Below are 25,148 nucleotides of genomic sequence, written 5' to 3' on the forward strand. Positions count from 1 at the left end.
CTCGGCCTCAGCGACGCTTGCGGGTCCCGAACAGGGAGCGGCTGATCTCGCGGCCGAGCACTGTGCCGGCCGAGCGGAGGAAGGACTTCACGGCGGGGTTGCCCATGAACCCCTCGTCCTTCTTCGCGGGCTTCTTCGCGGCGGGCTTCGCCTCGGAGCCCGCGCCCTTTGCGGCACCCTTCCCCGCGGCCTCCTTCTCCGCGGCGGCCGCGGCCTCGGCGTCGGCCGCGGCGCGCTTCTGGAGGATCTCGTAGGCGGACTCGTTGTCCACCGCCTCGCCGTACTCGTCCATCAGCGGAGAGGCCGCGGCAAACTCCTTGATGACCTGCTCGCCGGCGGGCTCCATCGAGCTCTCCGGGGCGCGCACCGCGGTGATCGCGACCGGCGTCGGGGCGCCGTCCTCGCTCATCACGGTCACGATCGCCTCACCGGTGCCGAGGGCGGGGATGACCTCCTCGAGGTCGTGCTCGGAGGTGGGGAAGGTCTTCGCGGTGGCCTTGAGCGCCTTCGCGTCGTCCGGGGTGAAGGCGCGCAGCGCGTGCTGGACCCGGTTGCCGAGCTGGGCGAGGACGTCGCCGGGGAGGTCCTTCGGGGTCTGGGTGACGAAGAAGATGCCCACGCCCTTGGAGCGGATCAGGCGCACGGTCTGGACCACCTGGTCCAGGAACGCCTTGGAGGCGTCCTTGAACAGCAGGTGCGCCTCGTCGAAGAAGAACACCAGCTTCGGCACCTCGGCATCGCCCACCTCGGGCAGCTCCTGGTACAGCTCGGCCAGCATCCACATCATGAAGGTGGAGAACAGCGCCGGTCGGGAGGCGACCCCGGGCAGCTCGAGGCAGGAGATCATGCCCGCGCCGTCCTTCGTGCGCAGCAGCTGCTGGGTGTCGAAGGCGGGCTCGCCGAAGAAGACGTCCGCGCCGGAGGCCTCGAAGGCGGTGAGGCTGCGCAGGATCACGCCGGCGGTCGCGCTCGAGATCCCGCCGATGCCCTTGAGTTCGTCCTTGCCCTCGTCGGAGGTGAGGAACTGGATCAGGGCGCGCAGGTCCTTGAGGTCCAGCAGCGCCAGGCCCTGGGTGTCCGCGTAGTGGAAGATCAGCCCGAGCGAGGACTCCTGGGTGTGGTTCAGCTCGAGCACCTTCGCCATCAGCACCGGCCCGAAGTCGCAGACGGTGGTGCGGATCGGGACGCCCTCGCCCTGCCCGCCGAGGGTGAAGAACTCCGTGGGCGCCGCGCGAGAGACCCACTCCTGGCCGCGGGCCGCGGCGCGCGCGGTGAGCTTGTCGGAGGCGGTGCCGGGCACGGCGATGCCGGAGAGGTCGCCCTTCATGTCGGCGACGAACACGGCGGCTCCTGCGTGGGCGGCCTGCTCGGCGATGACCTGGAGGGTGCGGGTCTTGCCGGTGCCGGTCGCGCCCGCGATCAGGCCGTGGCGGTTCAGCATCGAGACCGCGAGGTTCACCGGCACGCTCGGGTCGGGCTCGTCCCCGTCGAGCATCGCGCCGAGGTGGATGCGCGCGCCCTCGAAACCGTAGGCGGTGCGGATCGCCTCGGCCTCCGCCGAGCTCGCCGGCGGTGCGGCCGGGGCGTCCTGCGTCTCGGGCGCGGCGGCGTCCTGCATCTCGGGCGTGCCGGGATCCTGCTGCGGGCTGGTCATCGTGGCCTCCTCGCCGGCGCACCGGCACGCTCGTGGTCGGGACGCACCGATCGTAGCGGGAGGAGGTGGCTCACCCGTTACCGTGATCACATGAAGCCACCCCCGCCGGCCGGGATCCGCGCCGAGGACGAGCTCGCCGCGGCGGACGTGCGCGTCATGCTCACCGCCCCCTCCCGCACCGCCCTGCTCGAGAACCTCGGGATCACCGACCAGGACGCCTCGGACCTGCTCCCCCTGCTCGACGCCGCCGCGGCCGACGAGGAGGTGCTCGCCGAGGTGACCGCGATCGCGAACCGTCTGCGCGCCGCCGCCGGACTCGAGGTGCCCGAGGTCGACCTCGCCGCCGAGAAGGACCGCCACGACGCGCTCCAGCGGCGTCTCGCTCCCGGGGAGGGTCTGGTCGCGATCCTCGCGCTGCTCGTCTCGACCTCGACGGTGCGCGCCTGGCACAACGCCCGCGACCTCACCCCCGAGCAGTCCTGGGAGGTGCTCGCCGATCTCGGCCAGCAGATGCGGGTCCACCGCGCCGGCACGGGGCGCCTGGGCCTCCACCAGCTGAACTGGGTGAGCATGAACTGGGCGGGCCGGCTCGTGCATCTCGGGCGCCTCCAGTTCGACCTGCACCGCCAGAGGGTCGCCCTGCTCGCGGGCTCCGGCTCGACGCCGTCGGCCGACGGATCGGCTCCCGCGGCCGACGGGTCGGCTCCCTTGGCCGACGACCCCCGCCGCTGGGTGCTCGGCACCCACATCCCGGCGCGCGGTCCGCTGGATCCCGCGGAGGTCGACGCCTCCTTCGACGCCGCGACCGCGTACTTCACGGAGCACTACCCCGAGCTCGGCGCGGGGCGCGGCACGGAGGAGCCCGCGTTCGGCCGTGAGTTCGTCTGCGACTCGTGGCTGCTGAGCGACCAGCTCGCCGAGATCACGGGAGAGGGCTCGAACCTCGCCCGCTTCGCCGCGCGCTGGGAGATGCTCGAGCGCTCCCGGATGGACGACGGGGCGCTCTTCTTCGTGTTCGGCCGTCGGCCCCCGGTCGACGTCGCCTCGCTCCCCCGCACCTCGCGCCTCGAGCGCGGGGTCGCCGAGCGCCTCGAGGACGGGCGCGGCTGGACCGGCGGACTCGGCCGCATGCTCCGCTGAGCCTGCCCACCTCAGCCCGGGCTCGCGCGGCCTCCGGCTCAGATCTCGGTGCCCGACCCGTCGTAAAGAGTGAGCACCTGGTCGAAGGCGCGGACCGGGTCGATGCCGCGCCGCATGGAGATCGCGAAGGCGCTGCGGGTCAGGGCGAAGCTCACCTGCACCAGGATCACCGCATGATCGCGGGCGAACTCGCCCTCGAGCGACTCGGCGAGCTCCTCGACCAGCTCGGTCTGCATCGCCTGGAGGTTTCCGCTGGAGACCAGGTGCAGGCTCGGCTCCTGCTCCATGACCTGCTTCTTCAGCTCGCGCAGACCGCGGTCGACGGGGACGTTCGCAATCGCTTCGCGCATCATCGAGCGCATCGCTTCACGCGCCGGCATGACCGGGAGCTTCTCCCGCAACGAGGCGATCGCCTGTGCACCCTCCCCGCCGTTGATCCCGAGGATCGCGGACTCCTTGGTCACCCAGTGGTTGAAGAAGGTGCGGGTGGAGACCCCGGCACGCTCGGCGATCATCTGCGCCGTCACGGCCGAGAGCCCGCGCTCGACCACCAGCTCGAGGGCGGCGCGGTGCATCGCCATGCGGGTCTGGCGCTTCTTCTGCTCCCGCAGGCCGAGCTCCTCCGAGCCCGCGGGGTCATGGTCATCGGTCGTCTGCGCGGAAGTCACGCCCCCATCCTAGGTCCGACACATCACAAAATCTGCACTCGATGCAATAGTGCAGTCAATGCAACAGTTCTGTAGTGTGTGCGAGTCACAGCCCGACGGGGTGCTGCGGCCGTCTCCCCACCGCTCACTCCCGAGGACCTCATGACTGCATCCACCACCCGGGCAGCGCAGCCGGCCGCTGCGGAGCCCGCCGCCTTCACCGGCCTAGACCGCCAGGGCAAGCTCGTCTTCGTCGGGCTCATGCTCGGCATGTTCGTCGCCTCCCTCTCCCAGACCGTCGTCGGCCCCGCGATGCCGCGCATCGTCGCCGAGCTCGGCGGCGTCGAGCACTACAACTGGATCGCGACCGCCGCGATGCTCGTCTCCGCCGTCGCGGTCCCCGTCGTCGGCAAGCTCTCCGACCTCTACGGCCGACGCTGGTTCTACCTCGGCGGCCTCGCCGTGTTCATGATCGGCTCCGTGCTCGCCGGCCTCGCCCAGGGCTTCTGGTTCCTGGTCTTCGCCCGCGCCGTGCAGGGCCTGGGCATGGGCACCCTGATGCCGCTGAGCCAGACGATCATCGGCGACATCATCCCGCCCCGTCAGCGCGGCAAGTACCAGGGCATCATGGGCGCCGTCTTCGGCGTCACCTCGGTCGCCGGCCCGCTGATCGGCGGCACCATCACCGACCACGTCGGCTGGCGCTGGCTGTTCTTCCTCACCCTGCCGCTGGGCGTGGTCGCCTTCGGCTTCATCCTGCGCTTCCTCCACCTGGAGAAGTCCCAGCAGCACGGCAAGGTCGACTTCTGGGGCATCCTCACCCTCACCCCGGGCCTCGTGCTCGCGCTGCTGGCCACCACGTGGGGCGGCGGCGACTACGAGTGGACCTCCCCCGTGATCATCGGGATGTACGCGGTGGCCGCACTCTTCCTCGTCGCCTTCGTGGTGATCGAGACCCGGGTCGAGGAGCCGCTGCTGCCCCTGCACCTGCTGCTGCGCCCGATCGTGGCGCTGTCGGTCGCGGCCTCCTTCGCGATCGCGGTGGCGATGTTCGGCGCGATCATCTACATCCCCGTCTACGCGCAGGGCGTCATGGGCGTCTCCGCCACCAATTCCGGCATGATCCTCGTCCCGCAGTCGGTCGCGATGATCCTCACCTCGATCCTGGTGGGCCTGCTCATCTCCCGCACCGGCCGCTACCGCCCGTTCCTGATCCTGGGCGGCGTGGTGATGGTCGCGGGCTACCTGCTGCTGGCGAACCTCTCCTACGGCGACACGCAGTGGCACCTGACCCTCGCGATGATCGTGATCGGCCTGGGGCTCGGCCTGTCGATGCAGGTCTACACGCTGGTCGTGCAGAACGCCGTCTCCCGCCGCGAGCTCGGCACCGCGACCGCCGCGATCCAGTTCTTCCGCAACATCGGCTCGACGGTGGGCACCGCCGTGCTCGGCACCGTGATGACCGCCTCGATGTCCACCGCGATCCCCGAGAAGATCGCGGCCCTGCCGCCCGAGCAGCTCGCCGCGCTGCAGAGCACGGGCGGTGAGGTCGACACCAGCACCCTCGAGAACGCGGTGCTGGACCCCTCCGCCCTGGCGAAGCTGCCCGAGTTCCTCGTGGACCCGGTGCGCGGCGGGCTGAGCGATGCGATGCACGACGTGTTCCTCACCGCGGTGCCCTTCGCGGTCCTCGCGCTGGTGCTCTCGCTGTTCATCAAGCACGTGCCGCTGCGCGAGACCGTCGAGACCGCCGATGAGCAGGTCGCACAGCCCGGCCTCGACGCGGCCGCGGAGCTCAGCGGCACCGGCTCCGAGCCGGAGGACCTCCACCCCCGCACCGGGCCGATCCCGGTCGTGGACCCCGAGGCCGACGCCGACGCGGGACAGCGCCCCGCCGACGACGGACACGATCCGGTGGGCACCGCCCGCTGAGCCGGCCCGTCGGCCCGTCGGCCGTCGACCCACTCCGGCGACGCACCTCGCCGAGACTCCGAGAGCTCCGTTCCACCCGCTCCACCCGGGAGGAACGGAGCTCTCGGCACTTCGGGCAGGGCGTCTCGACGGGCGGGGCCGCGACACGCCGGTGCCCGATGCGCCCGGACGAACGCCCAGGCGCCCCGTGCCCGTCGTGAAAAGATGGGCGGATGCTGCTCGTGGATCACTTCCCGCCCGCCCTCCCCGCATCGCTCGAGGGGAGGGTCACCACGCGCCTGCCGATCCCGGCGGACGTCGCCCCGGTGTCCGCGCTGATCACCGCCTCGATGCGCCGCTACGACCCCGAGGCCACACCCGACGAGGCCGGCCTGCGCTCGCGCATGGTGGGGCTGAAGTCGTGGGCCCGACGCCAGGTGGTCGTGGTCCCCGTCGCCGCCGACGGCGCCCCCTCCCTCGACCTGCCGCCGCTGGCCTGGATCTCGCTCGAGGACCGCGCCACCGGCCGCACCAACGTCCAGTTCACGATCGCGTCGGAGGCCCCGGAGCGGGATGCGCTCGCCGCCTCCCTGCTGGACTGGGCCGTCGAGGTCGGCGGGTCGTTCGCCCGCGCCCGCGGCGTGGAGACCTCCAAGCTCACCACCGATGCGAACGAGCTCGACACCGACAAGGAGCGCCTGCTCGCGGCGGCCGGCTACGCACAGGTCCGCACCTGGCTGCACATGCGCCGCCATGTCGAGGCGGAGGAGGCGACGTCGACGCCCGCCCCGCGCGAGGGCACGCGGGTGCGAAGGGTCAACCTCCACGACACGGGCCTGCCGGTCGCCCAGGACGTCCGCACCGTGCACCGGATGCTCGAGGAGTCCTTCGCCGACCACTTCAACTCCTACCGCGAGTCCTTCGCCGAGTTCGCCCAGCGCCTCATCGAGAACCCGGAGCAGGCGGACTGGGACCACTGGTGGATCGCCGAGATCGAGCGGGACGGACGCTGGCTGCCCGCCGGCGGCCTCGTCGCCGCGCCGATGAAGGCCACGGCCACCCGCGGCGAGGGCACCTACCTCGAGTACCTCGGCGTGCACCGCAGCGCCCGCGGCCACGGGGTGGCGAAGTCCCTGCTGCGCGCCGCGATCCGCGATGCCGCCGAGCGAGGACGGGAGTTCGTGGACCTCGAGGTCGACGACGACTCCCCCACCGGCGCCGACGGGATCTACGCCGCGATGGGCTGGGAGACCTTCGAGAGGACCCACTCCTGGCACGCCGTCGCCCCCTCGCACCCCTCGCGCCTGCTCGAGCCGCCGACGGAGGTCTGACGGGAAGCCTGGCATTCATCGAGCACAGGTATACGAATGGCGTATGCTCACGCTCAGTGAAAGGGGCGAGATGAAGGATCTGGAGCTCGTGAGGACGATCGCCAGCGCCCCCTTGCGCACGATGCGGTTCCGCGATCTGCAGACCGCCGGGACCAACACGTGGCGTCAGCTGGATTCCCTCGTGTCCGGCGGTGCGCTGCTGCGTCTGGCACATGGCATCTACACCGTCCCCCCGATGGCCGAGATGCACGGCGCTGGCAGCCCGGGCTGGAGAGCGCTGGATTGGCGATCGCGACGGCGCGGCACGGCGAGCGCCGCACGATCCTCATGGGGATCGGCGCAGCCCGCCACTGGGGTGCCATCCCGCGGGCGATCGGCACTACGGTCATCGCGGTCCCGACCGCAGGCCATCATCCTCTGACGATCGGATCCGGAACCGTCCACTTCGTGCAGCGCGACCTCGACCTCGTCGACGCCGCCCTGGAGGAGACCGAGCTGGGTCGAGCACTGGTCACGACTCCGGAGCAGACACACGTCGACCTGCTCATGCGCCCCGCCCAGGGCGGCGACCGCGACACCTCGCTGACCGCCGCCGAAACTCTCCGCCCGCAGCTGGATCCCGACGAGTACGCGCAGATCATCCGCACGGCGCCCCGGACGAATACCGCGATCCGTCGCACACTCGACGAACTGCGCGCATCACGATGATCTCTCGAGCACCAGGAGTACTCGATACAGGCGAGATGCACGAGATCGCCGAGCTCTTCGGTGTCGGCGAGGCCCAGGTGCGCCGCGACCACGTCATCTCCCACGCACTTGCCGCACTGTCGACTCTCGGGACCGACGACCTCGTCTTCTTCGGCGGCACGGCCCTGTCACGAACTCATCTGCCCGCTCTGCGCCTCTCCGAGGACATCGATCTGATCGCACTCGGCCCTCGGGCCGCCACCGCATCTGCTGTGGGGAAGACGCTCTCACGCCTGTTGCGGAGGAGTCTCGGGCGCCCGCGCTTCGCGCCACCCCTCGAGGAGACGCGAGACGCCGATCCGTCGACGATGACGATCGGATCAGTGCGGGTCCAGATTCAGCTGCTCAGCGCATCGCATCTGCCCCCATGGCCGACCGAGGTCGTCGACCTCGAACAGCGGTACAGCGATGCCCCGCCCGCCACGATGCGCGTTTTCACACCGGCATCCTGCGCCGCCGCCAAACTTGCCGCCTGGCATGACCGAGCCGCGCCGCGCGATCTCTATGACCTCTGGGCTCTGGCCTCCGCCGGGATGATCGATCAGGACGCAGCGACCCTGTTCTCACGCTCCGGTCCACTGACGTCACCGGAGGCGGTCTCGTTCGCACGGCTCCCCACGCCAGAGGAATGGGAGGCCGCGCTCGGTCACCAATGCCGGCCGGCGGTCACCGCCGACGAAGCCGCCGATGCCGTACGCAGGGCCTGGGTGCGCTGAGCGACCTCGACCCGACGACGAACGGGCCGGGGCCCGAGCCCGCTGTGCGGCGGCTCGGGCCCCGGCCCGTTCGCGGAGGTCGCGGCTCAGGCCGCGACGCTCACTCCCACTCGATGGTGCCCGGGGGCTTCGAGGTGATGTCGAGGGTGACGCGGTTGATCTCGGAGACCTCGTTGGTGATGCGGGTCGAGATCCGGGAGAGCACCTCGTAGGGCACCTTGGCCCAGTCCGCGGTCATCGCGTCGTCGCTGGTGACGGGGCGCAGCACGACGGGGTGGCCGTAGGTGCGGCCGTCGCCCTGGACGCCCACGGAGCGCACGTCGGCCAGGAGCACGACGGGGCACTGCCAGATGGTGCGGTCCAGGCCCGCGGCGGTCAGCTCGGCGCGGGCGATCGCGTCGGCCGCGCGCAGGATGTCCAGGCGCTCCTTGGTGACCTCGCCGATGATGCGGATGCCGAGGCCGGGGCCCGGGAAGGGCTGGCGCCAGACGATCTCGTCGGGCAGGCCCAGCTCGGTGCCGACGGCGCGCACCTCGTCCTTGAACAGGGTGCGCAGCGGCTCGACCAGCTCGAAGGAGAGGTCCTCGGGCAGGCCGCCGACGTTGTGGTGGCTCTTGATGTTCGCCGCGCCCTCGCCGCCGCCGGACTCGACGACGTCGGGGTAGAGCGTGCCCTGGACGAGAAAGGCGGTGGACGCCTTCCCGACATTCGCCGTTTCGCCCTCGCCCTCGACGACGCCCTGCTCGCGCAGGATCTCCGCCTGGGCCTTCTCGAAGGTGCGGATGAACTCGCGCCCGATGATCTTGCGCTTGGTCTCGGGGTCGGTGACGCCGGCGAGCGCGGTGAGGAACTGCTCCTCGGCGTCGACCATGACGAGCTTCGCCCCGCCGGTGGAGGCGCCGAAGGCCTTCTCGATCTGCTCGGACTCGTCCTGGCGCATCAGGCCGTGGTTCACGTACACGCAGGTGAGGCGGTCGCCGATGGCGCGCTGCACGAGCGCCGCGGCGACGGCGGAGTCCACGCCGCCGGAGAGTCCGCAGATCGCGGTGCCCTCGCCCACCTGGGCGCGGATCCGCTCGACCTGCTCCTCGATGACGTTGCCGGTGGTCCAGGACGGCTCGATGCCCGCGCCGCGGTGGAGGAAGTTCTCCAGCACCTCCTGGCCGCGGTCGGAGTGGCCCACCTCGGGGTGCCACTGCACGCCGTAGAGCCGCTTGTCGCGGTTCTCGAAGGCGGCGACGGGGCTGGCGGCAGAGGTCGCGACGACGTCGAAGCCCTCGGGCGCCGCGGTCACGGAGTCGCCGTGGCTCATCCACACGTTCTGGTCGACGTCCTGGCCGGAGAGCAGCTCGGAGGAGGCGTCGAGGGCCTCGAGGCGGGTCGCGCCGTACTCGCGCACGCCCGTCGGGGAGACGGTGCCGCCGGCCGCCGCGGCCATCGACTGGAATCCGTAGCAGAGCCCGAGGACGGGCACGCCGGCCTCGAGCAGGGCCGGGTCCAGGCGGGGCGCGCCCTCGGCGTAGACGGAGCTCGGCCCGCCGGAGAGGATGATCGCGCGGGGATCCTTCGCGAGCATCTTCTCGACGGCCATCGAGTGCGGGACGATCTCGGAGTAGACCCGGGCCTCGCGCACGCGACGAGCGATGAGCTGTGCGTACTGGGCGCCGAAGTCGACGACGAGGACGGGGCGCTGGTCGGTGTCGGTCACAGGCGCGAGTCTACGTCGAGCCCGGGCCCCGGGGCGCCGCGGCCCGGCTCCCCCGAGGGCGAGCCTGCTCACGCCGGGCCCGCTCCTCGGGCGCGGGCCCGACACCGCTGCCCCGGTCGGGAAGGGGCCGGTCGGGAAGGGCCCGGTCACCCAGCGGTCAGACCCGCTCCTGGTCCTGGATCGTGGGGCGTCGCGCGAGATCGGACTCGACGCGCTGGTGGGTCCAGCGCTCACCGAAGAAGGACAGCACCGGGACGACGCCGAAGAACATCAGCAGCAGCATCCGCGGCAGGCCCCAGCGCATCTTCATCCACAGGTCGAAGCCGAGCACCACGTAGACCATGTAGATCAGGCCGTGGATCGGGGACCACACCGAGGAGACCTGCTCCCAGAACGGGGAGGTCGAGGTGAACCAGGCGTCGCCGCCGAAGACGACATAGCGCATGGTCATGATGCCCACGAGCACCAGCAGCGCGATCCCCTCCACGATGGAGGCCACGCGGAAGCGGGCGAAGGAGGTCCTGGCGGCGACTTCGTCGAGGGGGCGTTCTGCGGGCACGGTCACACGTCCTTGTCGGGGTTCTGCTGGGGGGCGGGGCGGGAGCTCGGGGCGATGCCCGAGGGGGCGAGTCCGGCGGCGTGGTCCGCGCCGGCGGAGCGGTCGGCGGCGGGGTCGGCACTCGGGGCGGAATCGGCGCCGTCGGAGGGCTGGGCGCCGGCCGACGGCCCGGGGCGGGGCCCGTCGCCGGAGGCCTCGGCGAGCAGCCTCTCGACCTCCTCGCGACGGTCGTCGAGCTCGTCGCGATAGGCGGTGCGCACCGAGCGCCACCACAGGTACAGGAAGAACACGCCGAACGCCACCCACTGGAAGGAGTAGCCGATGTTCTGCCAGTCCAGGCCGCGGGAGAACTGGGACTCCGCGGCGGGCAGCGCCGAGAGCGGGGCCTCGGCCTCGTCCAGCGCGAGATAGCCGGCGTACATGGGCGAGCCCCACTCGTTGACCAGCAGCGGGGTCGCGATCTCCCGCGCCACGCCGTCGACGACGCCGCCGGAGGCGGACTCGCTCGCCTCGAGGCGTCCGGAGAGGTGGACCTCCCCCTCGGGCGCGGCGGGGGCGAGGGCGGGATCGAGCGCGCCGTCCTCGCCGGCCACGTCCTCGGCGGGCAGCCAGCCGCGGGCCACGGGCAGGCGAGCCTCGGTGCCGTCCTCGAGCTCGACGAGGAAGGCGGTCACCACGATCACGGCGTCCTGCCCCTCGATCCGGCGGCCGGGGACGAGGACCTGCTCGCCGGCGGCGAAGCGTCCGTCGGCCGTGACGATGTCGCCGACGATCTCGTTGGTGACGGCGTCGCCGACGCCGACCACCTCGCGGATGTCGCCGATCTGCTGGGGGCCGTCGGCCTTGTCGGTCAGCGCGCGGTGGGCGCGGTCCCACTGCCATCCGGCGAGGAGACCGCACACGATCGTCGCCACGATCATCAGGGCGAGCAGCCCGAGGAATCGGGGACGGAGGGCGACGCGGAGCATGGCCACCATGGTACGAGGCGGCGCCCGGACGGGGCCTGGAGAGGGACCTCGATCACGTCGGGAATCCACCTCGCCGGGGCCGGGCCCGCCCCACCTGCGCCGTCGGGGTCCCCTTCGTCTCGGACCGTCGTCTCGGCGCGGCGCGCGGCGGCCCGTCGGCCGCTCCCCCGTACCCGAGCCGACGGCTCCTGGCCGGGACTCCCGGCCCCGTGCCACGGGAGGGCTGCGCGCCTATGCTGGGGTCGTGTCGCAGAGTGTGTATATCGCCAGCCCGGAGGGGATGACCGGCAAGTCGATGGTGGCTTTCGGTCTGCTCGAAGCCCTCGCCTCCCGATCCGATCGCGTCGGGGTCTTCCGCCCCGTCGTGCGCTCGACGTCCACGCGCGACTATGCGGTGGACCTGCTCATCCGCCATCCCGCTGTCGACCAGGCCTACGAGGACGCGATCGGGGTGGACCACCAGCTGGTCCTGTCCGATCCGGATGCCGCCCACGAGCGGATCCTCGCCCGCCATCGCGAGCTCGTCGAGCGCTACAGCGTGCTGGTCGTGCTCGGCTCGGACTACGACGACCTCGCCAACCCCACCGAGCTCGCCTTCAACGCCGAGGTCGCCGCCAACATGGGCGCGCCGGTGGTGGTGGTGCTCTCGGGGCTGGACCGCAGCCCGGACCAGATCGGGGCGCTCGCAGCGGTCGCCGTCGGCGAGTTCGGCGGCCACCATGCGATGCCGCTGGCCGTCATCGTCAACCGTGCCGAGGCCGCGTCCCTCGACGCCGTGCGCGAGGCCGTCTCGGCGAAGGTGCCCGGCGCGCTGGTCTCCGCGATCCCGGAGAACCCGGTGATCCTGGCGCCGACGGTGCAGGAGCTGAAGGACGCGGTGGACGGCTCGCTGCTGATGGGCAATCCCGAGTGGCTCGAGCGCGTCTCCGTGGGCACGGTCATCGCGGCGATGAGCCTGCCCAACGTGCTCACCCGTCTCACCGAGAACTGCACCGTGATCGCCCCCGGCGACCGCTACGACCTGCTTCCCGGGCTCGTCATGGCGCAGCAGTCGGGCACCTTCCCCGCGCTCTCCTCGATCGTGCTCACGGGCGGCTATCAGGTGCCCGAGGAGGTGGACCGCCTCATCTCCGGCGTGCAGCAGGACCTGCCGATCATCACCTCGGAGCTGTCCACCTTCGACACCGCGGTGCGGATCGCCCGCTCCCGCGGCCGGCTCAGCGCCGCGAGCGCGCAGAAGCTCGACGCGGCGCGCCGCGCGGTCGCCGAGCACCTGCCCACCGAGGAGCTGCTCTCCGCTCTCGAGGTGACCCGCAGCGAGGTGGTCACCCCGATGATGTTCGAGTTCGAGCTGCTGGCCCGCGCCCGCGGGGAGAAGAAGACGATCGTCCTGCCCGAGGGCGAGGACGAGCGGATCCTCGCCGCAGCCGAGTCGATCCTCGCCCGCGGCGTCGCGGACCTGGTGCTGCTCGGCGAGGAGAACACGATCCGCGCCAAGGCCTCCCAGCTCGGCCACGACATCTCCGAGGCGCGCGTGGTCTCCCCGCACGACCCGGAGCACGTCGAACGCTACGCGGAGGAGTACGCCAGGCTGCGCGCCAAGAAGGGCGTGACCCTCGAGCAGGCCCGCTCGACGGTCCAGGACGTCTCCTACTTCGGCACGATGATGGTGCAGATGGGCGAGGCCGACGGGATGGTCTCCGGCGCGGTCCACTCCACCGCCCACACGATCCGCCCGTCCTTCGAGATCATCAAGACCAGGCCCGGCGCGAAGATCGTCTCCTCGGTGTTCCTGATGGCGCTCGAGGACCGGGTGCTGGTCTACGGCGACTGCGCCGTGAACCCCGATCCCACTGCCGAGCAGCTCGCCGACATCGCGATGCAGTCCGCGACCACCGCCGCGCAGTTCGGTGTGGACCCGCGGATCGCGATGCTCTCCTACTCCACCGGCACCTCGGGCAGCGGGGCCGACGTGGACAAGGTGCGCGAGGCGACCGAGCTGGTGCGCTCCATCGACCCGTCGCTCGACGTGGAGGGTCCGATCCAGTACGACGCCGCGGTGGACGCCTCGGTCGCCAAGACCAAGCTGCCGGACTCCTCGGTCGCGGGCCGTGCGACGGTGTTCGTCTTCCCCGATCTCAACACCGGCAACAACACCTACAAGGCCGTGCAGCGCTCGGCCGGCGCGATCGCGATCGGCCCCGTCCTGCAGGGCCTGAACAAGCCGGTCAACGACCTCTCCCGCGGAGCGCTCGTGGACGACATCATCAACACCGTCGTGATCACCGCGATCCAGGCCCAGGCGGCCGACGCGGAGAACGCCTCGACGGAGCCGGCGAAGGAGAACGCATGACCACGTCCGCCCCTGCCTCCTCCGACAGCGCCGAGCGCCCCCGGACGATCCCGGACGCCGCGACGGTGCTCGTGCTGAACTCGGGCTCCTCCTCGCTGAAGTTCCAGCTTCTGGACCCGACCGCGGAGGAGGTCTTCGCCTCCGGGATCGTCGAGCGGATCGGCCTGGACAAGGGCGTCGCGCGGCTGGAGACAGGCTCGGTCGCGCAGCCCTTCTCGGGCGAGGTGCCGAACCACGTCGTGGCCATGGAGGTGGTCATGCGGCTGTTCGAGCAGGCAGGGCTCTCCCTCGAGGAGGCGAACGTGGTCGCGGTCGGCCACCGCGTGGTGCAGGGCGGGGCGCGCTTCTCCGCCCCGAAGCTCATCGACTCCTGGGTGCGGGACCAGATCAAGGACCTCGGCGCGCTCGCGCCGCTGCACAACCCCGCGGCGGTCGACGGGATCGACGCGGCCCGCAAGCTGTTCCCCGCGATCCCGCACGTGGCCGTGTTCGACACCGCCTTCTTCACCTCCCTGCCGGAGGCGGCGCGCACCTATGCGCTGAACAAGCAGGTCGCCGACGAGTACCGGATCCGCCGCTACGGCGCCCACGGCACCAGCCACCGCTACGTCTCCGAGCAGGTCGCCGCGCACTTCGCCGCGCAGGGGAAGGACACCTCCGCGCTGCGCCAGATCGTGCTCCACCTGGGCAACGGCGCCTCCGCCTCGGCGGTGCGCGGCGGCGACCCGGTGGAGACCTCCATGGGGCTCACCCCGCTCGAGGGCCTCGTGATGGGCACCCGCACCGGGGACATCGACCCGGCCGTGTACGCCCACCTCTCCCGCAGCGCGGGGATGGGCATCGACGAGATCGACACCCTGCTGAACAAGCGCTCCGGCATGCAGGGGCTGTGCGGGAAGAGCGACTTCCGCGACATCACCGCCGCGATCCGCGACGGGGACCGGGACGCGGAGCTGGCTATGCAGGTGTACGTGCACCGGCTGCGCAAGTACGTCGGCTCCTACGCCTTCGTGCTCGGCGGACTCGACGCGATCGCCTTCACCGCCGGCATCGGCGAGAACGTGCCGGAGGTGCGCGAGCGCGTGCTCTCCGGTCTCGAGGGCTTCGGGATCCGTCTGGACCCTGCGCGCAACGCCGAGCGCGCCAAGGGCGTCCGAGTCATCTCGGCCGACGACTCGCCGGTGACGGTGCTGATCGTCCCCACCGACGAGGAGCTCGCGATCGCGCAGCAGGCGCTGGAGGTCGCGCGCTCGAAGCGCTGAGCAGGTCGAGCGGGCGGCCAGGTCGACCCGGCGGAGCATCGCTGCGGAGCAGGCCCAGTGTGCCAGGCGCCGCCGTCGTGCGACAGGGCTCACTCGCACGATGCCGCTCTCGTCGAGCGTGACGAGCCGTCCCGGTCGGAGGGCGCCGGTCAGCCGCGCCGCTGGATATCCTGTGCTTCGCATCCATGCGTCCTGAGGGGGAACCGATGACCTATCCGCCTGCCTACGGCCCTGCCCACAGCTATGCCCCGGCTCCGCGTCGTCGCCGCCGCGGGCTGAAGCGCACGATCTTCGGCGGGCTGGGCCTGGTCGCCAACGCCATCGGTCTCGTGGTGATGCCGATCGTCGCGGCGATGATCGGTGCCATGTTCATCGTCACCGGGAACACGGAGATGGCCCCGCTGGACCCCGCAGGCGACAGCTTCGAGGCCTCGACCTGGTCCATGTACTCCATCGCGGTGCCGCAGGAGGACCTCGGCACGACGACCTGCGAGATCGAGGGCGCCGACGTCACCGTCGAACCAGCCGAGGCCTCCTCCTCGATGGGCTCGGTGGACGGCGTGCCCTACTACGACCTGTACTCGGTGCAGGTCTTCGGCGACCAGGAGGTCTCCGTGACCTGCACGGGCGGCGAGTCGGTCGCGCTGTGGGATGCGGGGATGGGTGGCTTCGCGATCAGCATCGGGGTCGGCGTCCTGCTGCCGGTGGTGCTCGGTCTGGTCGCGCTGGTGATGCTGATCTGGGGGATCATCGCGCTGGTGCGCTCCGCCTGAGGACTCGGGCGAGGAGCCTGCGGCGTGAGATCTCGCGGGGATCCCGAGGCGTGGAGCCTGGCCGCGGGACGGCGCGGCCGGCCGGCGCAGGTGCTCGCCGCACGGCCTCCAGGCAGGCGACGGCCCAGCCCTGATGGTCGTGGACGAACTCGACGCGCCAGGTGATGCCGAGCGCCTCCGCCATCTCCCAGCGGTGCTGCGCGCCGAGTTCGGGGAGGGGCCCGCCGGGGATCCGCAGACGCTCCTGCTCCCCACCGCCCTCCCCGTCGTGCACTGCGGCCGGAGGATCCGTCGAGCCGACGACCCGCTCGGAGTCCTCGGACCGCTCCGTCCCCGCGTCGCCACGTGCGCGGTAGCGAGCACGCCCCTTCCTGCTCCGCGTCGTCCCCGGCGCGTCCGCGCGGCGGGGCCGGCGCAGCAGGGGCACCTGGAGCACGAGCCCCAGGGCGAGGGTGAGCGGGATCAGCCCGGAGCCGAGGTCGACCACCCAGCGGATCGAGAACGACAGGATGCCCGGCCGCAGCGCCCAGTGGTCCTGGGACGTGAGGATCCACAGCGCGAGGAAGAACGCGGCCACGAACAGGAAGTAGGAGCGCCGCAGCTTCGCCTCGAGGCGCTTGTCCTCCTCGCCGCGGGGGCTGTCATCCCCGCCGTCGTCTCAGGCGGTGGTGACGACCTCGACCCGCTGGAACTCCTTGAGGTCGAGGTAGCCGGTGGTCGCCATCGCGTGGCGCAGCGCGCCGACGAGGTTGGTGGTGCCGTCGGCGGAGATCGACGGGCCGAAGAGGATCTGCTCGAGCGGGGCGACGGTCCCGACGGGGACGCGGTGGCCGCGGGTGAGCGTGGGGTGGTGCGCCTCGCTGCCCCAGTGGTGGCCGCGGCCGGGCGCCTCCTCGGCGCGGGCCAGGGCCGCACCGACCATCAGGCCGTCGGCGCCGCAGGCGATCGCTTTCACCAGGTCGCCGCTGCGGCCCAGGCCGCCATCGGCGATGACGTGCACGTAGCGGCCGCCGGATTCGTCCATGTAGTCGCGGCGGGCGGCGGCGACGTCGGCGACGGCACTGGCGAGCGGGACCTGGATGCCGAGGGTCTCGCGGGTGGTCTGCGAGGCGCCGCCGCCGAAGCCGACGAGCACGCCCGCGGCGCCGGTGCGCATCAGGTGCAGGGCCGCGGTGTAGGTCGCGCAGCCGCCGACGATGACGGGGACGTCGAGCTCGTAGATGAACCGCTTGAGGTTCAGCGGCTCACGGCCGGTGGAGACGTGCTCGGCGGAGACGGTGGTGCCGCGGATGAAGAAGAGGTCCACGCCCGCGTCGACGACCGTCTTCCAGTGCTCCTGGGTGCGCTGCGGGGAGAGGGAGCCGGCCGCGGTCACGCCCGCATCGCGCAGCTGCTGGATGCGGTCGCGGATCAGCTCGGGCTTGATCGGCTCCTCGTAGACGCTGCGCATCACCTCGACCACGCCCTCCTCGGAGGCGGCGGCGATCCGGTCGAACTGCGCGGAGGGGTCCTCGTAGCGGGTCCACAGCCCCTCGAGGTCCAGCACGCCGAGTCCGCCGTGCTCGCCGAGCGCGATCGCGGTCTCCGGGGACATCAGGGAGTCCATCGGGGCGGCGAAGATCGGGATGTCGAAGTGGTAGGCGTCCACCTGCCAGGCGGTGGAGACGTCCTCCGGGTCCCGGGTGCGTCGGGAGGGGACCACCGCCACGTCGTCGAAGCTGTAGCTGCGGCGTCCCCGCTTGTTGCGGCCGATCTCGATCTCGCTCATCACACCGGGGAGTCTACCGATCCCGGGGACCGCGACGGGCCGGCCGCCGGGGAGGGCCGCCGCCCCGGGTCGTCACAGCGGCCAGGCGGTGGTCACGTCCGGGGTCCTGCCCTTCTTCGTGAGCCACTCGTTCATGCCCTCGGCCCAGCGGCCATGCCAGCCCACCTGCTCGCGGTGGAGCTCCTCGAGGGTGGAGGAGGCGACCTGCGGGTGCTTCGCGGCGATCGCGCGGACCACGTCCAGCGTGGCGGAGACGTCGACGTCGGCGGTGTGGAGGCGGCCGTCCTGCTCGAGGCCGTAGTGGGCGAGGACGTCGGTGAGGGTGCGCTTGCCCTTGCGGTAGCGATCCACGCCGCGGTCGATGACGAGCCCGTCGATCACGGGCGCGATGTCGTGGCCGAGCCGCTGGACGAGCGTGGGCAGGCCCAGGCGGGTCAGCTCGTTCTCGAGGATCGCCAGGTCGAAGCCGATGTTGAAGGCGACCAGCGGCACGTCCTTCCCGAGTGCCTCGACGATCATGCCCGCGACCTCGTCGAGCGCCTCGGCGGGCTGCATGCCGTGCTCGCGGGCGTGCTCGGTGCTGATCCCGTGCACGCGCTGGGCGGGCTCGGGGATCTCGACCCCCGGGTCGATCAGCCAGGTCGCGACGGTCTCGTTCTCGCGGCCGGGGCCGACGGAGTGCACGAGCGCGACCGTGACGATACGGTCCCGCTCGACGTTCGTGCCGGTGGTCTCGGTGTCGAAGCCCAGCAGCGGGGCGTCGATCCAGGAAGGGGTGCTCATGCGTCCCAGCCTAGGTGCGCACCCTCGCAGCGCTGACCGCGAGGCGGGCGATGTGGACGTGCGGGCGCTGGGGAGGAATGATCGCGGGGCACACGAATCGTCCCGCTCCCGAGGAGACCCGATGCCCGCGCCCGCCCTGTACCTGCACCTGCCCGGCACCGCCGCCGAGGCGCTCGAGTTCTACCAGGGGGTCTTCGGCGGGGAGACCTCCGCGGCGACCTACGCCGAGTTCGCGCGGACCGACGGCCCCGGCTCCGCGATCGCCCACGGCATGCTGCGCGGCGCGGTGGACCTAAACGTCTCCGACGCCGGCGAGGCCGATGAGCCCTTCGCCGCGCGGGGACTCATGGTCGCGCTGCTCGGGGCCGCCGATCCCACCACGCTGCGCACCTGGTTCGCGGAGCTCGCCGAGGGCGGAGAGGTCCTCGATCCGCTGCAGCGCCGGGCCTGGGGCGCCTCCGACGGGCAGGTCCGCGACCGCTTCGGAGTGCGCTGGCTGATCGGCTACGAGCACGGCACCGATCCGTCGGCGGAGGCCACGGCTCAGCGCGAGGAGTAGTTCGGGGCCTCCATGATCGCGGCCATGTCGTGGGGGTGGGACTCCTTGAGCCCGGCCGCGGTGATGCGCACGAACTTCCCGCGCTCCTTCAGCTCGGGCACGGTGTTCGCGCCGACGTAGAACATCGACTGGTGAAGCCCGCCGATGAGCTGGTGGACGACGGAGCCGAGCTGCCCCTTGTAGGAGACGCGGCCCTCGATGCCCTCGGGGACGATCTTGTCGTCGCTGGGGACGTCGGCCTGGAAGTAGCGGTCCTTGGAGAAGGACTTCTTGCCGCGCGAGGACATCGCGCCGAGCGAGCCCATGCCGCGATAGGCCTTGTACTGCTTGCCGCCGACGAGCACGACCTCGCCCGGCGACTCCTCGGTGCCGGCCAGCAGGGAGCCGACCATGACGGTGTCGGCGCCGGCGACGAGCGCCTTGGCGATGTCGCCGGAGTACTGCAGGCCGCCGTCGCCGATCAGCGGCACGCCCGCGGGGCCGCAGGCCTTGGCGGCCTCGTGGATCGCGGTGACCTGCGGGACGCCGACGCCGGCGACCACGCGGGTGGTGCAGATGGAGCCGGGACCCACGCCGACCTTGACCGCGTCGGCGCCCGCGTCGACGAGCGCCTGCGCGCCCTCGCGGGTGGCGACGTTGCCGCCGATGATCTGGACGTCGGCGAAGTAGGGGTCGTTCTTCAGGGTGCGGATCATCTCCAGCGCCAGGCGGGCGTGGCCGTTGGCGGTGTCGACGACGAGCACGTCGGCGCCGGCGTCGCGCAGCTGGCCGGCGCGCTCGAGGGAATCGCCGAAGAAGCCGACGCCCGCGCCGACGAGGAGGCGGCCCTGACTGTCCTTGGAGGCGTCGGGGAACTGCTCGGACTTCACGAAGTCCTTCACGGTGATCAGCCCGGTCAGGCGGCCCTCGGCGTCGATCAGCGGGAGGCGCTCGCGCTTGTTCCTGCGCAGCAGGGCGGTGGCCTGCTCGGGGGCGACGTCCTCCGGCGCGGTGAACAGCTCGGTGGTCATCACGTCGGCGACACGGGTGGTGGACCACTCGGCGACGGGGATGAAGCGCAGGTCACGGTTGGTGCAGATGCCCAGCAGGCGCTGGCCCTGGTCGACGACGGGGAGACCGGAGACCCGGAACTGGCCGCACAGGGCGTCGAAGTCCTCGAGGGTCGCCTCGGGGCCGATCGTGACGGGGTTCGTGATGCGGCCGGTCTGGGTGCGCTTGACGAGGTCGACCTGGTGGGCCTGGTCCTCGATGGAGAGGTTGCGGTGGAGGATGCCGATGCCGCCGTGGCGGGCCATCGCGATCGCCATCCGCGACTCGGTCACGGTGTCCATCGCGGCGCTGGCGAGGGGGAGCTTGAGGGTGATCTCCCTGGTGAGCCGGGAGGAGGTGTCCGCCTCGGAGGGGATCACGTCGGTCTCCCCGGGAAGCAGCAGGACGTCGTCGTAGGTCAGGCCGATGAAACCGAAGGGATCCGCGCTCGTCATGCAGAAATGCTACGTCCCGGAGAACCGGGGCGGGCAGGCCGTCCGACGTGGGAACGGCCACGTCCGCGACCCGGCCCCACCCCGGGAGTTCACCCCGATGACACCACGATGACACTTCTCGGCCTAGAGTGGCCGCGGCGCGCGAGGGCCGTCCGGCCCCCGCGCCCCTCCCCCGTACCTCCTCACCCCGGGAACGCGACGATGGCACGCACCTCCGCCCAGGACTCGACCGACGCCCCCGTGACCCAGGGCTTCCTCGGTCCCGATCGCAGCTGGCACGTCGGTGCCGGACTGCTGACCCTCGCGACCGTGGTCGCGTTCACGATCTGGGCCTTCACCCACACCGGCACCGACGTCAACGCCTTCCTGCTGATCCTCGCGATCGCGTTCGGGCTGTTCATGGCGTTCAACATCGGCGGCAACGACGTCGCGAACTCCTTCGGCACGAGCGTCGGCGCCGGCACCCTGACCATGAAGCAGGCCCTCGTCGTCGCGGCGGTCTTCGAGGTCTCCGGCGCCGTGCTCGCCGGCGGCTCCGTCACCGAGACCGTGCGCAGCGGCATCGTGGACCTCGAGGGGATGTCGCTCGACCCGCTCGCCTTCGCGCTGATCATGATGTCGGCCCTGCTGGGCGCCGCGGTGTGGCTGCTGCTGGCGACCAGGATGGGCTGGCCGGTCTCCACCACGCACGCGATCATCGGCGGCATCGTCGGCGCGGCGGTGACCACCGGCCTGGTCACGGGCACCGGCGGCTTCGCCATGGTGCACTGGGGTGAGATCGGGAAGATCGCCGTGTCCTGGATCCTCTCCCCGCTGCTGGGCGGCATCGCCTCCTTCCTCCTGTTCGGGGCGATCAAGCGCCGGATCCTCGCCCCCGCCGCTCGCGCGATCGCGCTCGGCTCCCGCGGCTACGACGACGCGGAGGACGACGATGACGTCGATGACGACGATGAGGAAGACGACGCGGACGAGTCGTGGCAGCGTCACGTGCCCGCCTCCGAGCGCATGACCGAGCTGCAGCAGTCCGCGTTCGCGGAGTCCGCGGCGCTGGACCTCACCCCGGGCGGCCCCGGCGCTGAGCTCATCGAGGCCTCCGCGGATCTGACCAAGAAGGAGCGCAAGGCGGCCCGCAAGGTGGAGCGCAAGGCCGCCTACCACGCCCTGGAGAAGCGGGTCCCGCCGCTGGCCGCCGGCGCCGCGATGGTGCTGGCCGCGATGCTGGTGTTCAAGGGCCTGGACAACGTGGGGCTGAACATCTCCGTCGGCGGCGGCGTGCTGATGCTGGTCATGCTCGCGCTCGGGGTGTGGATGGCGACGACGATCTTCGCGCGCGCGCTGAAGAAGCAGTCGATCTCTCGGGCCACCTTCATCATGTTCAGCTGGATGCAGGTGTTCACCGCCTGCGCCTTCGCCTTCTCCCATGGCGCCAACGACATCGCCAACGCGATCGGCCCCTTCGTGGCGGTCCTCGACGTGCTGAAGACCGGGCAGATCGGCGCGGAGGCAGCGGTGCCCACCGCCGCCCTGATCGCCTTCGGCGTCGCGTTGGTCTCGGGGCTGTGGTTCGTGGGCCGCAAGGTGATCCACACCGTCGGCACCGGCCTGACTGCGATGCACCCCTCCTCCGGCTTCGCCGCGGAGCTGGCGGCAGCGACGATCGTGCTGCTCGCCTCGGTGCTGGGGCTGCCCGTCTCCTCCACGCATATCCTCATCGGCGCGGTGCTCGGCGTGGGCATCGTCAACCACGCCGCGAACTGGCGGCTCATGCGGCCGATCTTCCTCGCCTGGATCATCACCCTGCCCGCCGCCGCGGGCATCGGCGCGGCCGGCGTGCTGGAGCTGCGCGCGATCTTCTGAGGCGCCGGCCTCGGCGGCGCACGGCTCCGCAGCCCGCCGCCGCCGCACCCGCGCCCGCGCCCCGGCGGCGTCCTCCAGGACGCCGCCGGGGTGCGGTCGTCTCAGGGGCGCGGATCGCCGGCCCGGGGTTCCTCCCGCCCGCCGAGCACCCGTCGCACCCGGTCGAACTCGGCCTGGAAGGCGACCTCGTCGTGCGCGTACTCCTCCCGCCAGGGCATGTCGAGGCGGGCGGCGAGCTCCCGATGCGCCGCCTCCACGCGGCCGCGCCGCTCCTCGTGCACCAGCACCTCGCGCGGCGGCGCCGGACGGAATCCCGCCGCGGTCTGCAGGACGCGCAGCCCGTCGAAGGAGGCGGCGTCCCAGCCGATCTCCGGAACGACCCACTGCCGCACCTGATCCTCCCCCCGCGCGCGCACACCGATAAGCCCGAGACTGCCGCGCATCGCCTCCCCCACCGCGTACTCGACCTCGCCGAGCGCGGCGCGGTCGCGGGTGCGCAGGCCCTTGCGCAGGCGCAGGGTCCGTGACTGCTCGTCGAGGAGCACGACGGTGCGCGACAGCAGCAGCGGCACCAGCGCCCACAGCGCGAACAGGGCCCAGAGGGCGAGCGCGCCCAGCAGCAGCTGCGTCCAGGCGGGGGCGAGCAGCTGCTCGAGCAGCCCGTCGTGCCCGTCACGGAGTCGGGAGATCCGCCACTGCTGGAATCCCGCGCCGGCGAAGGGGCTCAGCAGCAGGGAGACCAGTGGCAGTCCGATCAGCGCACCGGGCAGGTAGCGGCCGCGGACCGAGGGGCCGACGAGCACCTCGCCGCTGCGGGTGCGCCGCGGGGCGGGGACGGTCGCGGCGGGGTCCGGGGGCGGGGTCGTGCTCACGATGACCAGCGTACGGTCAGGTGCCTGGGGGCTCGCCCGGGGCGAGGCCCCCGAGCACCCGCCCGCTGCGGAACTCCCTCGCCTGCCCGGTCACCGGATCGGTGAAGGCGAGCGAGCGGGCGAGCAGCTGGAGCGGCCCGGCCGGCTCCGGGGAGGGCTCGGGGTAGAGGTCCTCGCCGGCGATCGGGGCGCCGCGGGAGGAGAGCTGGAGGCGCAGCTGATGCGTCCGTCCGGTGCGGGGACGCAGCCCCAGCAGCAGCGCCCTGCCCTCCGTGGGGCCCTCCCCCTCGGAGTCGCCCACCGCGAGCACCTCGAGCTCGGTGTGCGCGTTCGGCGCGCCGGGCACGATCCTCGCGGTGAGCTCCCCACGGCGCTTCTCCATCCGGTCCGCGAGCTCGGCGCGCTCCCCGACGGTCCGCGGCAGCGTGCACCCGGGCCCGGGCAGGACGAGCGCCTCGTAGCGCTTGTCGACCTCGCGCCTCGCGAAGAGCTGCTGATAGGCGCTGCGCTCCTCGGGACGCACCCCGAAGGCGAGCACCCCGGCGGTGCGACGGTCCAGGCGGTGCAGCGGCACCAGCTGCTCGATCCCCGTGTCGCGGCGCAGGCGGACCAGGGCGCTGGCGAGCACATGGGCGCCGCGCGGCATGGTCGCCACGTCATGGGGCTTGTCGATCACCAGCAGGTGCTCGTCGCGGAAGAGGATCGGCAGCGGCTCAGCCGGCACGTCCTCCGGGCGCAGCTCGCGGTGGAACCACAGCTCGTCTCCGACGCCGACGGCATCGTCGGCCGCCCACGCACGTCCGTGGGCGTCGACCACCTCCCCGGCGGCGAAGCGCTCGGCCAGCGGCGTGGCGGCCGGGTCCGCGAGGGCGGGGAAACGTGCGAGGAGCATCGAGTCCGCCGGTCCGGCGGGGGCGTCCCTCGGCACGAGCCAGCGCACCGCGTCCAGCCCGTCCCGCTGCGGCAGCGGGTGCTGGAGCCGACGGGCGCGGCGGCGGGCGGCGCGGCCGGGCCGGCGCCCCTCCCCCGGCCCGCCCGTCCGCGTCCCGCCCGCCGGCCCTGCGCCCGACGGCGCCTCGCCCGTCGGCGCCGCGCCCGATGGGTCCTCCTTCGGCGGGCCGGCCGCCGACCGCCCGGTCGACGAAGGGCCCTGCGGCGTCACAGCCCCCACACGGCGAAGGTCAGCACGTTGTGCCCGATGTAGAACGCCAGCAGCGCGAACAGCAGCAGCGTGGGGTGGCGGTCCACGAAGGTCAGAGCCTGCGGGGCCTCGCGTCGCAGCTCGGCTGGGGTGATCGCATCGATGTGCTCGATGCGGATCCCCGCCTCGCGGGCCCGCTGCAGCGCCATCCGCTGTGCCCTCTCGCCGAAGAAGCGGCTCGAGACGGCGAGAAGCCGTCGGCCCTGGTGGTCCAGCACGTAGACGCCGTCGTAGGCGGTCTCCGGCGGGTCGAGCGCCTCCGCGGAACCGGAGTCGCGGGCGATGTCCCGCACCGCGATCACGGAGCCGACCTCGGTCCAGCGGGCCCTGTGCGTGGGCCGGAAGAGACTGCGCAGCTCGAAGCCGTCCTCGTCCAGCTGCAGCCACAGCGTCACCACCCGCAGGGCCATCACGCCAGAGACGACGGCGACCAGCACCCACAGCACCAGCGGGAGGGTGAACAGGGCATCGTGCATGAGCTCCGGATGGCGCCAGAGCCGCTGCCCGACGAAGCTGATGATCACGAGGAACTCGAGCACGACCGCGAACACGAGGCCGATGATCAGCGCCCCGATCACCACGGCGGCGGGCGGCCCGTAGGTCCGCGTGGGGAGGTCACCTCCGGCGGCCGGGGGCAGCGTGTCCGGCGTGCTCGTCACCACTGCTCCTCCGACTCTCGTTCCCAGGACGGTCCCGGCGCATCCCGGCCGGGTCCGCTCATCTTAGGACTCGCACAGGACCGGCGAGCGCATCGACCCGAGGAACGGACGTGCCCGCCGACCCTGGTGGGACCAGGGTCGACGGGCACGTCATGAGAAGGCCGTGCGGCCGGGTCCTCCTCGCGCTCCTCACGCC

The 25,148-nt window shown here is 72.1% G+C and carries 22 protein-coding genes; 10 read left to right on the forward strand and 12 right to left on the reverse strand.

Going from position 1 to position 25,148, the window contains the following annotated elements; translation table 11 throughout:
- Nucleotides 1–7 precede the first annotated feature (7 nt).
- Entirely contained in the window at nt 8–1,654 is a 1,647-nt protein-coding gene (locus tag RBL05_RS06335) for a helicase HerA-like domain-containing protein (RefSeq protein ID WP_308740229.1), read from the reverse strand.
- 90 nt (nt 1,655–1,744) lie between these two features.
- On the opposite strand from RBL05_RS06335, the gene RBL05_RS06340 reads away from it, so the two are divergent.
- On the forward strand, nt 1,745–2,794 hold the full coding sequence (locus tag RBL05_RS06340) for an acyltransferase domain-containing protein (protein ID WP_308740228.1): 1,050 nt from the start codon (nt 1,745–1,747) through the stop codon (nt 2,792–2,794).
- 38 nt (nt 2,795–2,832) lie between these two features.
- Here RBL05_RS06340 and RBL05_RS06345 read toward each other — a convergent pair whose 3' ends face one another.
- Nucleotides 2,833–3,462, reverse strand: coding sequence for a TetR/AcrR family transcriptional regulator (locus RBL05_RS06345; RefSeq protein WP_308740227.1), 630 nt, complete (start codon nt 3,460–3,462; stop codon nt 2,833–2,835).
- Nucleotides 3,463–3,603: 141 nt separating this feature from the next.
- Here RBL05_RS06345 and RBL05_RS06350 point away from each other — a divergent pair, with 141 nt between their 5' ends.
- From RBL05_RS06350 to RBL05_RS06365, 4 genes are all read left to right on the forward strand, one after another.
- Complete coding sequence (locus RBL05_RS06350; protein WP_308740226.1) at nt 3,604–5,373, forward strand: MDR family MFS transporter; 1,770 nt, start codon at nt 3,604–3,606, stop codon at nt 5,371–5,373.
- A 212-nt stretch (nt 5,374–5,585) separates the two neighbouring features.
- The gene (locus RBL05_RS06355; protein WP_263311641.1) at nt 5,586–6,683 is read left to right on the forward strand and encodes a GNAT family N-acetyltransferase; all 1,098 of its coding nucleotides are present in this window, start codon (nt 5,586–5,588) and stop codon (nt 6,681–6,683) included.
- A gap of 282 nt (nt 6,684–6,965) precedes the next feature.
- Nucleotides 6,966–7,391, forward strand: a complete 426-nt coding sequence (locus tag RBL05_RS06360) for a type IV toxin-antitoxin system AbiEi family antitoxin (protein ID WP_318604171.1) — start codon at nt 6,966–6,968, stop codon at nt 7,389–7,391.
- Nucleotides 7,392–7,426: 35 nt separating this feature from the next.
- Nucleotides 7,427–8,146: a nucleotidyl transferase AbiEii/AbiGii toxin family protein gene (locus RBL05_RS06365; protein ID WP_259882775.1), complete on the forward strand. Its 720-nt coding sequence runs from the start codon at nt 7,427–7,429 to the stop codon at nt 8,144–8,146.
- Between the two features lie 100 nt (nt 8,147–8,246).
- On the opposite strand, the gene guaA is transcribed toward RBL05_RS06365, so the two are convergent.
- The 3 genes from guaA to RBL05_RS06380 form a co-directional block, all read right to left on the reverse strand.
- The gene (gene guaA, locus RBL05_RS06370; protein ID WP_308740225.1) at nt 8,247–9,854 is read right to left on the reverse strand and encodes a glutamine-hydrolyzing GMP synthase; all 1,608 of its coding nucleotides are present in this window, start codon (nt 9,852–9,854) and stop codon (nt 8,247–8,249) included.
- 157 nt (nt 9,855–10,011) lie between these two features.
- The gene (locus RBL05_RS06375) at nt 10,012–10,413 is read right to left on the reverse strand and encodes a DUF3817 domain-containing protein (RefSeq protein WP_083840098.1); all 402 of its coding nucleotides are present in this window, start codon (nt 10,411–10,413) and stop codon (nt 10,012–10,014) included.
- A 2-nt stretch (nt 10,414–10,415) separates the two neighbouring features.
- Nucleotides 10,416–11,381: an SURF1 family protein gene (locus RBL05_RS06380; RefSeq protein WP_263311642.1), complete on the reverse strand. Its 966-nt coding sequence runs from the start codon at nt 11,379–11,381 to the stop codon at nt 10,416–10,418.
- Between the two features lie 280 nt (nt 11,382–11,661).
- Between RBL05_RS06380 and pta the strand changes: the two genes are divergently transcribed.
- The 3 genes from pta (at nt 11,662) to RBL05_RS06395 (ending at nt 15,769) form a co-directional block, all read left to right on the forward strand.
- Complete coding sequence (gene pta, locus RBL05_RS06385; protein WP_318604314.1) at nt 11,662–13,734, forward strand: phosphate acetyltransferase; 2,073 nt, start codon at nt 11,662–11,664, stop codon at nt 13,732–13,734.
- Nucleotides 13,731–14,996, forward strand: coding sequence for an acetate kinase (locus tag RBL05_RS06390; protein ID WP_308740223.1), 1,266 nt, complete (start codon nt 13,731–13,733; stop codon nt 14,994–14,996). Before pta ends, RBL05_RS06390 begins: the two co-directional genes overlap by 4 nt.
- A 206-nt stretch (nt 14,997–15,202) precedes the next feature.
- A complete protein-coding gene (locus RBL05_RS06395; RefSeq protein ID WP_259882884.1) occupies nt 15,203–15,769 on the forward strand; it encodes a hypothetical protein in 567 nt (188 codons plus the stop codon).
- Here the strand turns inward: RBL05_RS06395 and RBL05_RS06400 are convergent.
- The 3 genes from RBL05_RS06400 to RBL05_RS06410 form a co-directional block, all read right to left on the reverse strand.
- Nucleotides 15,744–16,346 (reverse strand): hypothetical protein, encoded by a 603-nt coding sequence (locus RBL05_RS06400; protein ID WP_308740222.1) that lies wholly within the window; start codon nt 16,344–16,346, stop codon nt 15,744–15,746. The two genes, RBL05_RS06395 and RBL05_RS06400, sit on opposite strands and share 26 nt — an antisense overlap.
- A gap of 81 nt (nt 16,347–16,427) precedes the next feature.
- Nucleotides 16,428–17,537, reverse strand: coding sequence for a GuaB3 family IMP dehydrogenase-related protein (locus RBL05_RS06405; RefSeq protein WP_259882886.1), 1,110 nt, complete (start codon nt 17,535–17,537; stop codon nt 16,428–16,430).
- A 72-nt stretch (nt 17,538–17,609) separates the two neighbouring features.
- Nucleotides 17,610–18,320, reverse strand: coding sequence for an exonuclease domain-containing protein (locus RBL05_RS06410; RefSeq protein WP_318604175.1), 711 nt, complete (start codon nt 18,318–18,320; stop codon nt 17,610–17,612).
- A 121-nt stretch (nt 18,321–18,441) separates the two neighbouring features.
- Between RBL05_RS06410 and RBL05_RS06415 the strand changes: the two genes are divergently transcribed.
- Nucleotides 18,442–18,879 (forward strand): VOC family protein, encoded by a 438-nt coding sequence (locus RBL05_RS06415; RefSeq protein WP_308740221.1) that lies wholly within the window; start codon nt 18,442–18,444, stop codon nt 18,877–18,879.
- Here RBL05_RS06415 and guaB read toward each other — a convergent pair.
- Complete coding sequence (gene guaB / locus RBL05_RS06420; protein ID WP_308740220.1) at nt 18,864–20,363, reverse strand: IMP dehydrogenase; 1,500 nt, start codon at nt 20,361–20,363, stop codon at nt 18,864–18,866. The genes RBL05_RS06415 and guaB overlap by 16 nt on opposite strands.
- Before the next feature lie 201 nt (nt 20,364–20,564).
- Between guaB and RBL05_RS06425 the strand changes: the two genes are divergently transcribed.
- Nucleotides 20,565–22,220, forward strand: coding sequence for an inorganic phosphate transporter (locus RBL05_RS06425; protein WP_308740219.1), 1,656 nt, complete (start codon nt 20,565–20,567; stop codon nt 22,218–22,220).
- 101 nt (nt 22,221–22,321) lie between these two features.
- On the opposite strand, the gene RBL05_RS06430 is transcribed toward RBL05_RS06425, so the two are convergent.
- The 3 genes from RBL05_RS06430 to RBL05_RS06440 all read right to left on the reverse strand — a co-directional run bounded on the left by RBL05_RS06430 (nt 22,322) and on the right by RBL05_RS06440 (nt 24,952).
- Complete coding sequence (locus tag RBL05_RS06430) at nt 22,322–23,092, reverse strand: hypothetical protein (RefSeq protein WP_308740218.1); 771 nt, start codon at nt 23,090–23,092, stop codon at nt 22,322–22,324.
- Between the two features lie 16 nt (nt 23,093–23,108).
- Complete coding sequence (locus RBL05_RS06435) at nt 23,109–23,984, reverse strand: pseudouridine synthase (protein WP_308740217.1); 876 nt, start codon at nt 23,982–23,984, stop codon at nt 23,109–23,111.
- A gap of 266 nt (nt 23,985–24,250) precedes the next feature.
- Nucleotides 24,251–24,952 (reverse strand): hypothetical protein, encoded by a 702-nt coding sequence (locus RBL05_RS06440; RefSeq protein WP_308740216.1) that lies wholly within the window; start codon nt 24,950–24,952, stop codon nt 24,251–24,253.
- Nucleotides 24,953–25,148 lie beyond the last annotated feature (196 nt).

Origin of the sequence: Brachybacterium sp. GU-2, assembly GCF_030866705.2 — a bacterium.
Taxonomy (GTDB): Bacteria; Actinomycetota; Actinomycetes; order Actinomycetales; family Dermabacteraceae; genus Brachybacterium; species Brachybacterium conglomeratum.

Coding starts and splice junctions, on each gene's coding strand:
- RBL05_RS06335 (WP_308740229.1), bottom strand. CDS start 1,654: ATGACCAGCCCGCAGCAGGATCCCGGCACGCCCGAGATGCAGGACGCC.
- RBL05_RS06340 (WP_308740228.1), top strand. CDS start 1,745: ATGAAGCCACCCCCGCCGGCCGGGATCCGCGCCGAGGACGAGCTCGCC.
- RBL05_RS06350 (WP_308740226.1), top strand. CDS start 3,604: ATGACTGCATCCACCACCCGGGCAGCGCAGCCGGCCGCTGCGGAGCCC.
- RBL05_RS06355 (WP_263311641.1), top strand. CDS start 5,586: ATGCTGCTCGTGGATCACTTCCCGCCCGCCCTCCCCGCATCGCTCGAG.
- RBL05_RS06365 (WP_259882775.1), top strand. CDS start 7,427: ATGCACGAGATCGCCGAGCTCTTCGGTGTCGGCGAGGCCCAGGTGCGC.
- RBL05_RS06380 (WP_263311642.1), bottom strand. CDS start 11,381: ATGCTCCGCGTCGCCCTCCGTCCCCGATTCCTCGGGCTGCTCGCCCTG.
- pta (WP_318604314.1), top strand. CDS start 11,662: ATGACCGGCAAGTCGATGGTGGCTTTCGGTCTGCTCGAAGCCCTCGCC.
- RBL05_RS06390 (WP_308740223.1), top strand. CDS start 13,731: ATGACCACGTCCGCCCCTGCCTCCTCCGACAGCGCCGAGCGCCCCCGG.
- RBL05_RS06395 (WP_259882884.1), top strand. CDS start 15,203: ATGACCTATCCGCCTGCCTACGGCCCTGCCCACAGCTATGCCCCGGCT.
- RBL05_RS06405 (WP_259882886.1), bottom strand. CDS start 17,537: ATGAGCGAGATCGAGATCGGCCGCAACAAGCGGGGACGCCGCAGCTAC.
- RBL05_RS06410 (WP_318604175.1), bottom strand. CDS start 18,320: ATGAGCACCCCTTCCTGGATCGACGCCCCGCTGCTGGGCTTCGACACC.
- RBL05_RS06415 (WP_308740221.1), top strand. CDS start 18,442: ATGCCCGCGCCCGCCCTGTACCTGCACCTGCCCGGCACCGCCGCCGAG.
- guaB (WP_308740220.1), bottom strand. CDS start 20,363: ATGACGAGCGCGGATCCCTTCGGTTTCATCGGCCTGACCTACGACGAC.
- RBL05_RS06425 (WP_308740219.1), top strand. CDS start 20,565: ATGGCACGCACCTCCGCCCAGGACTCGACCGACGCCCCCGTGACCCAG.
- RBL05_RS06435 (WP_308740217.1), bottom strand. CDS start 23,984: ATGCTCCTCGCACGTTTCCCCGCCCTCGCGGACCCGGCCGCCACGCCG.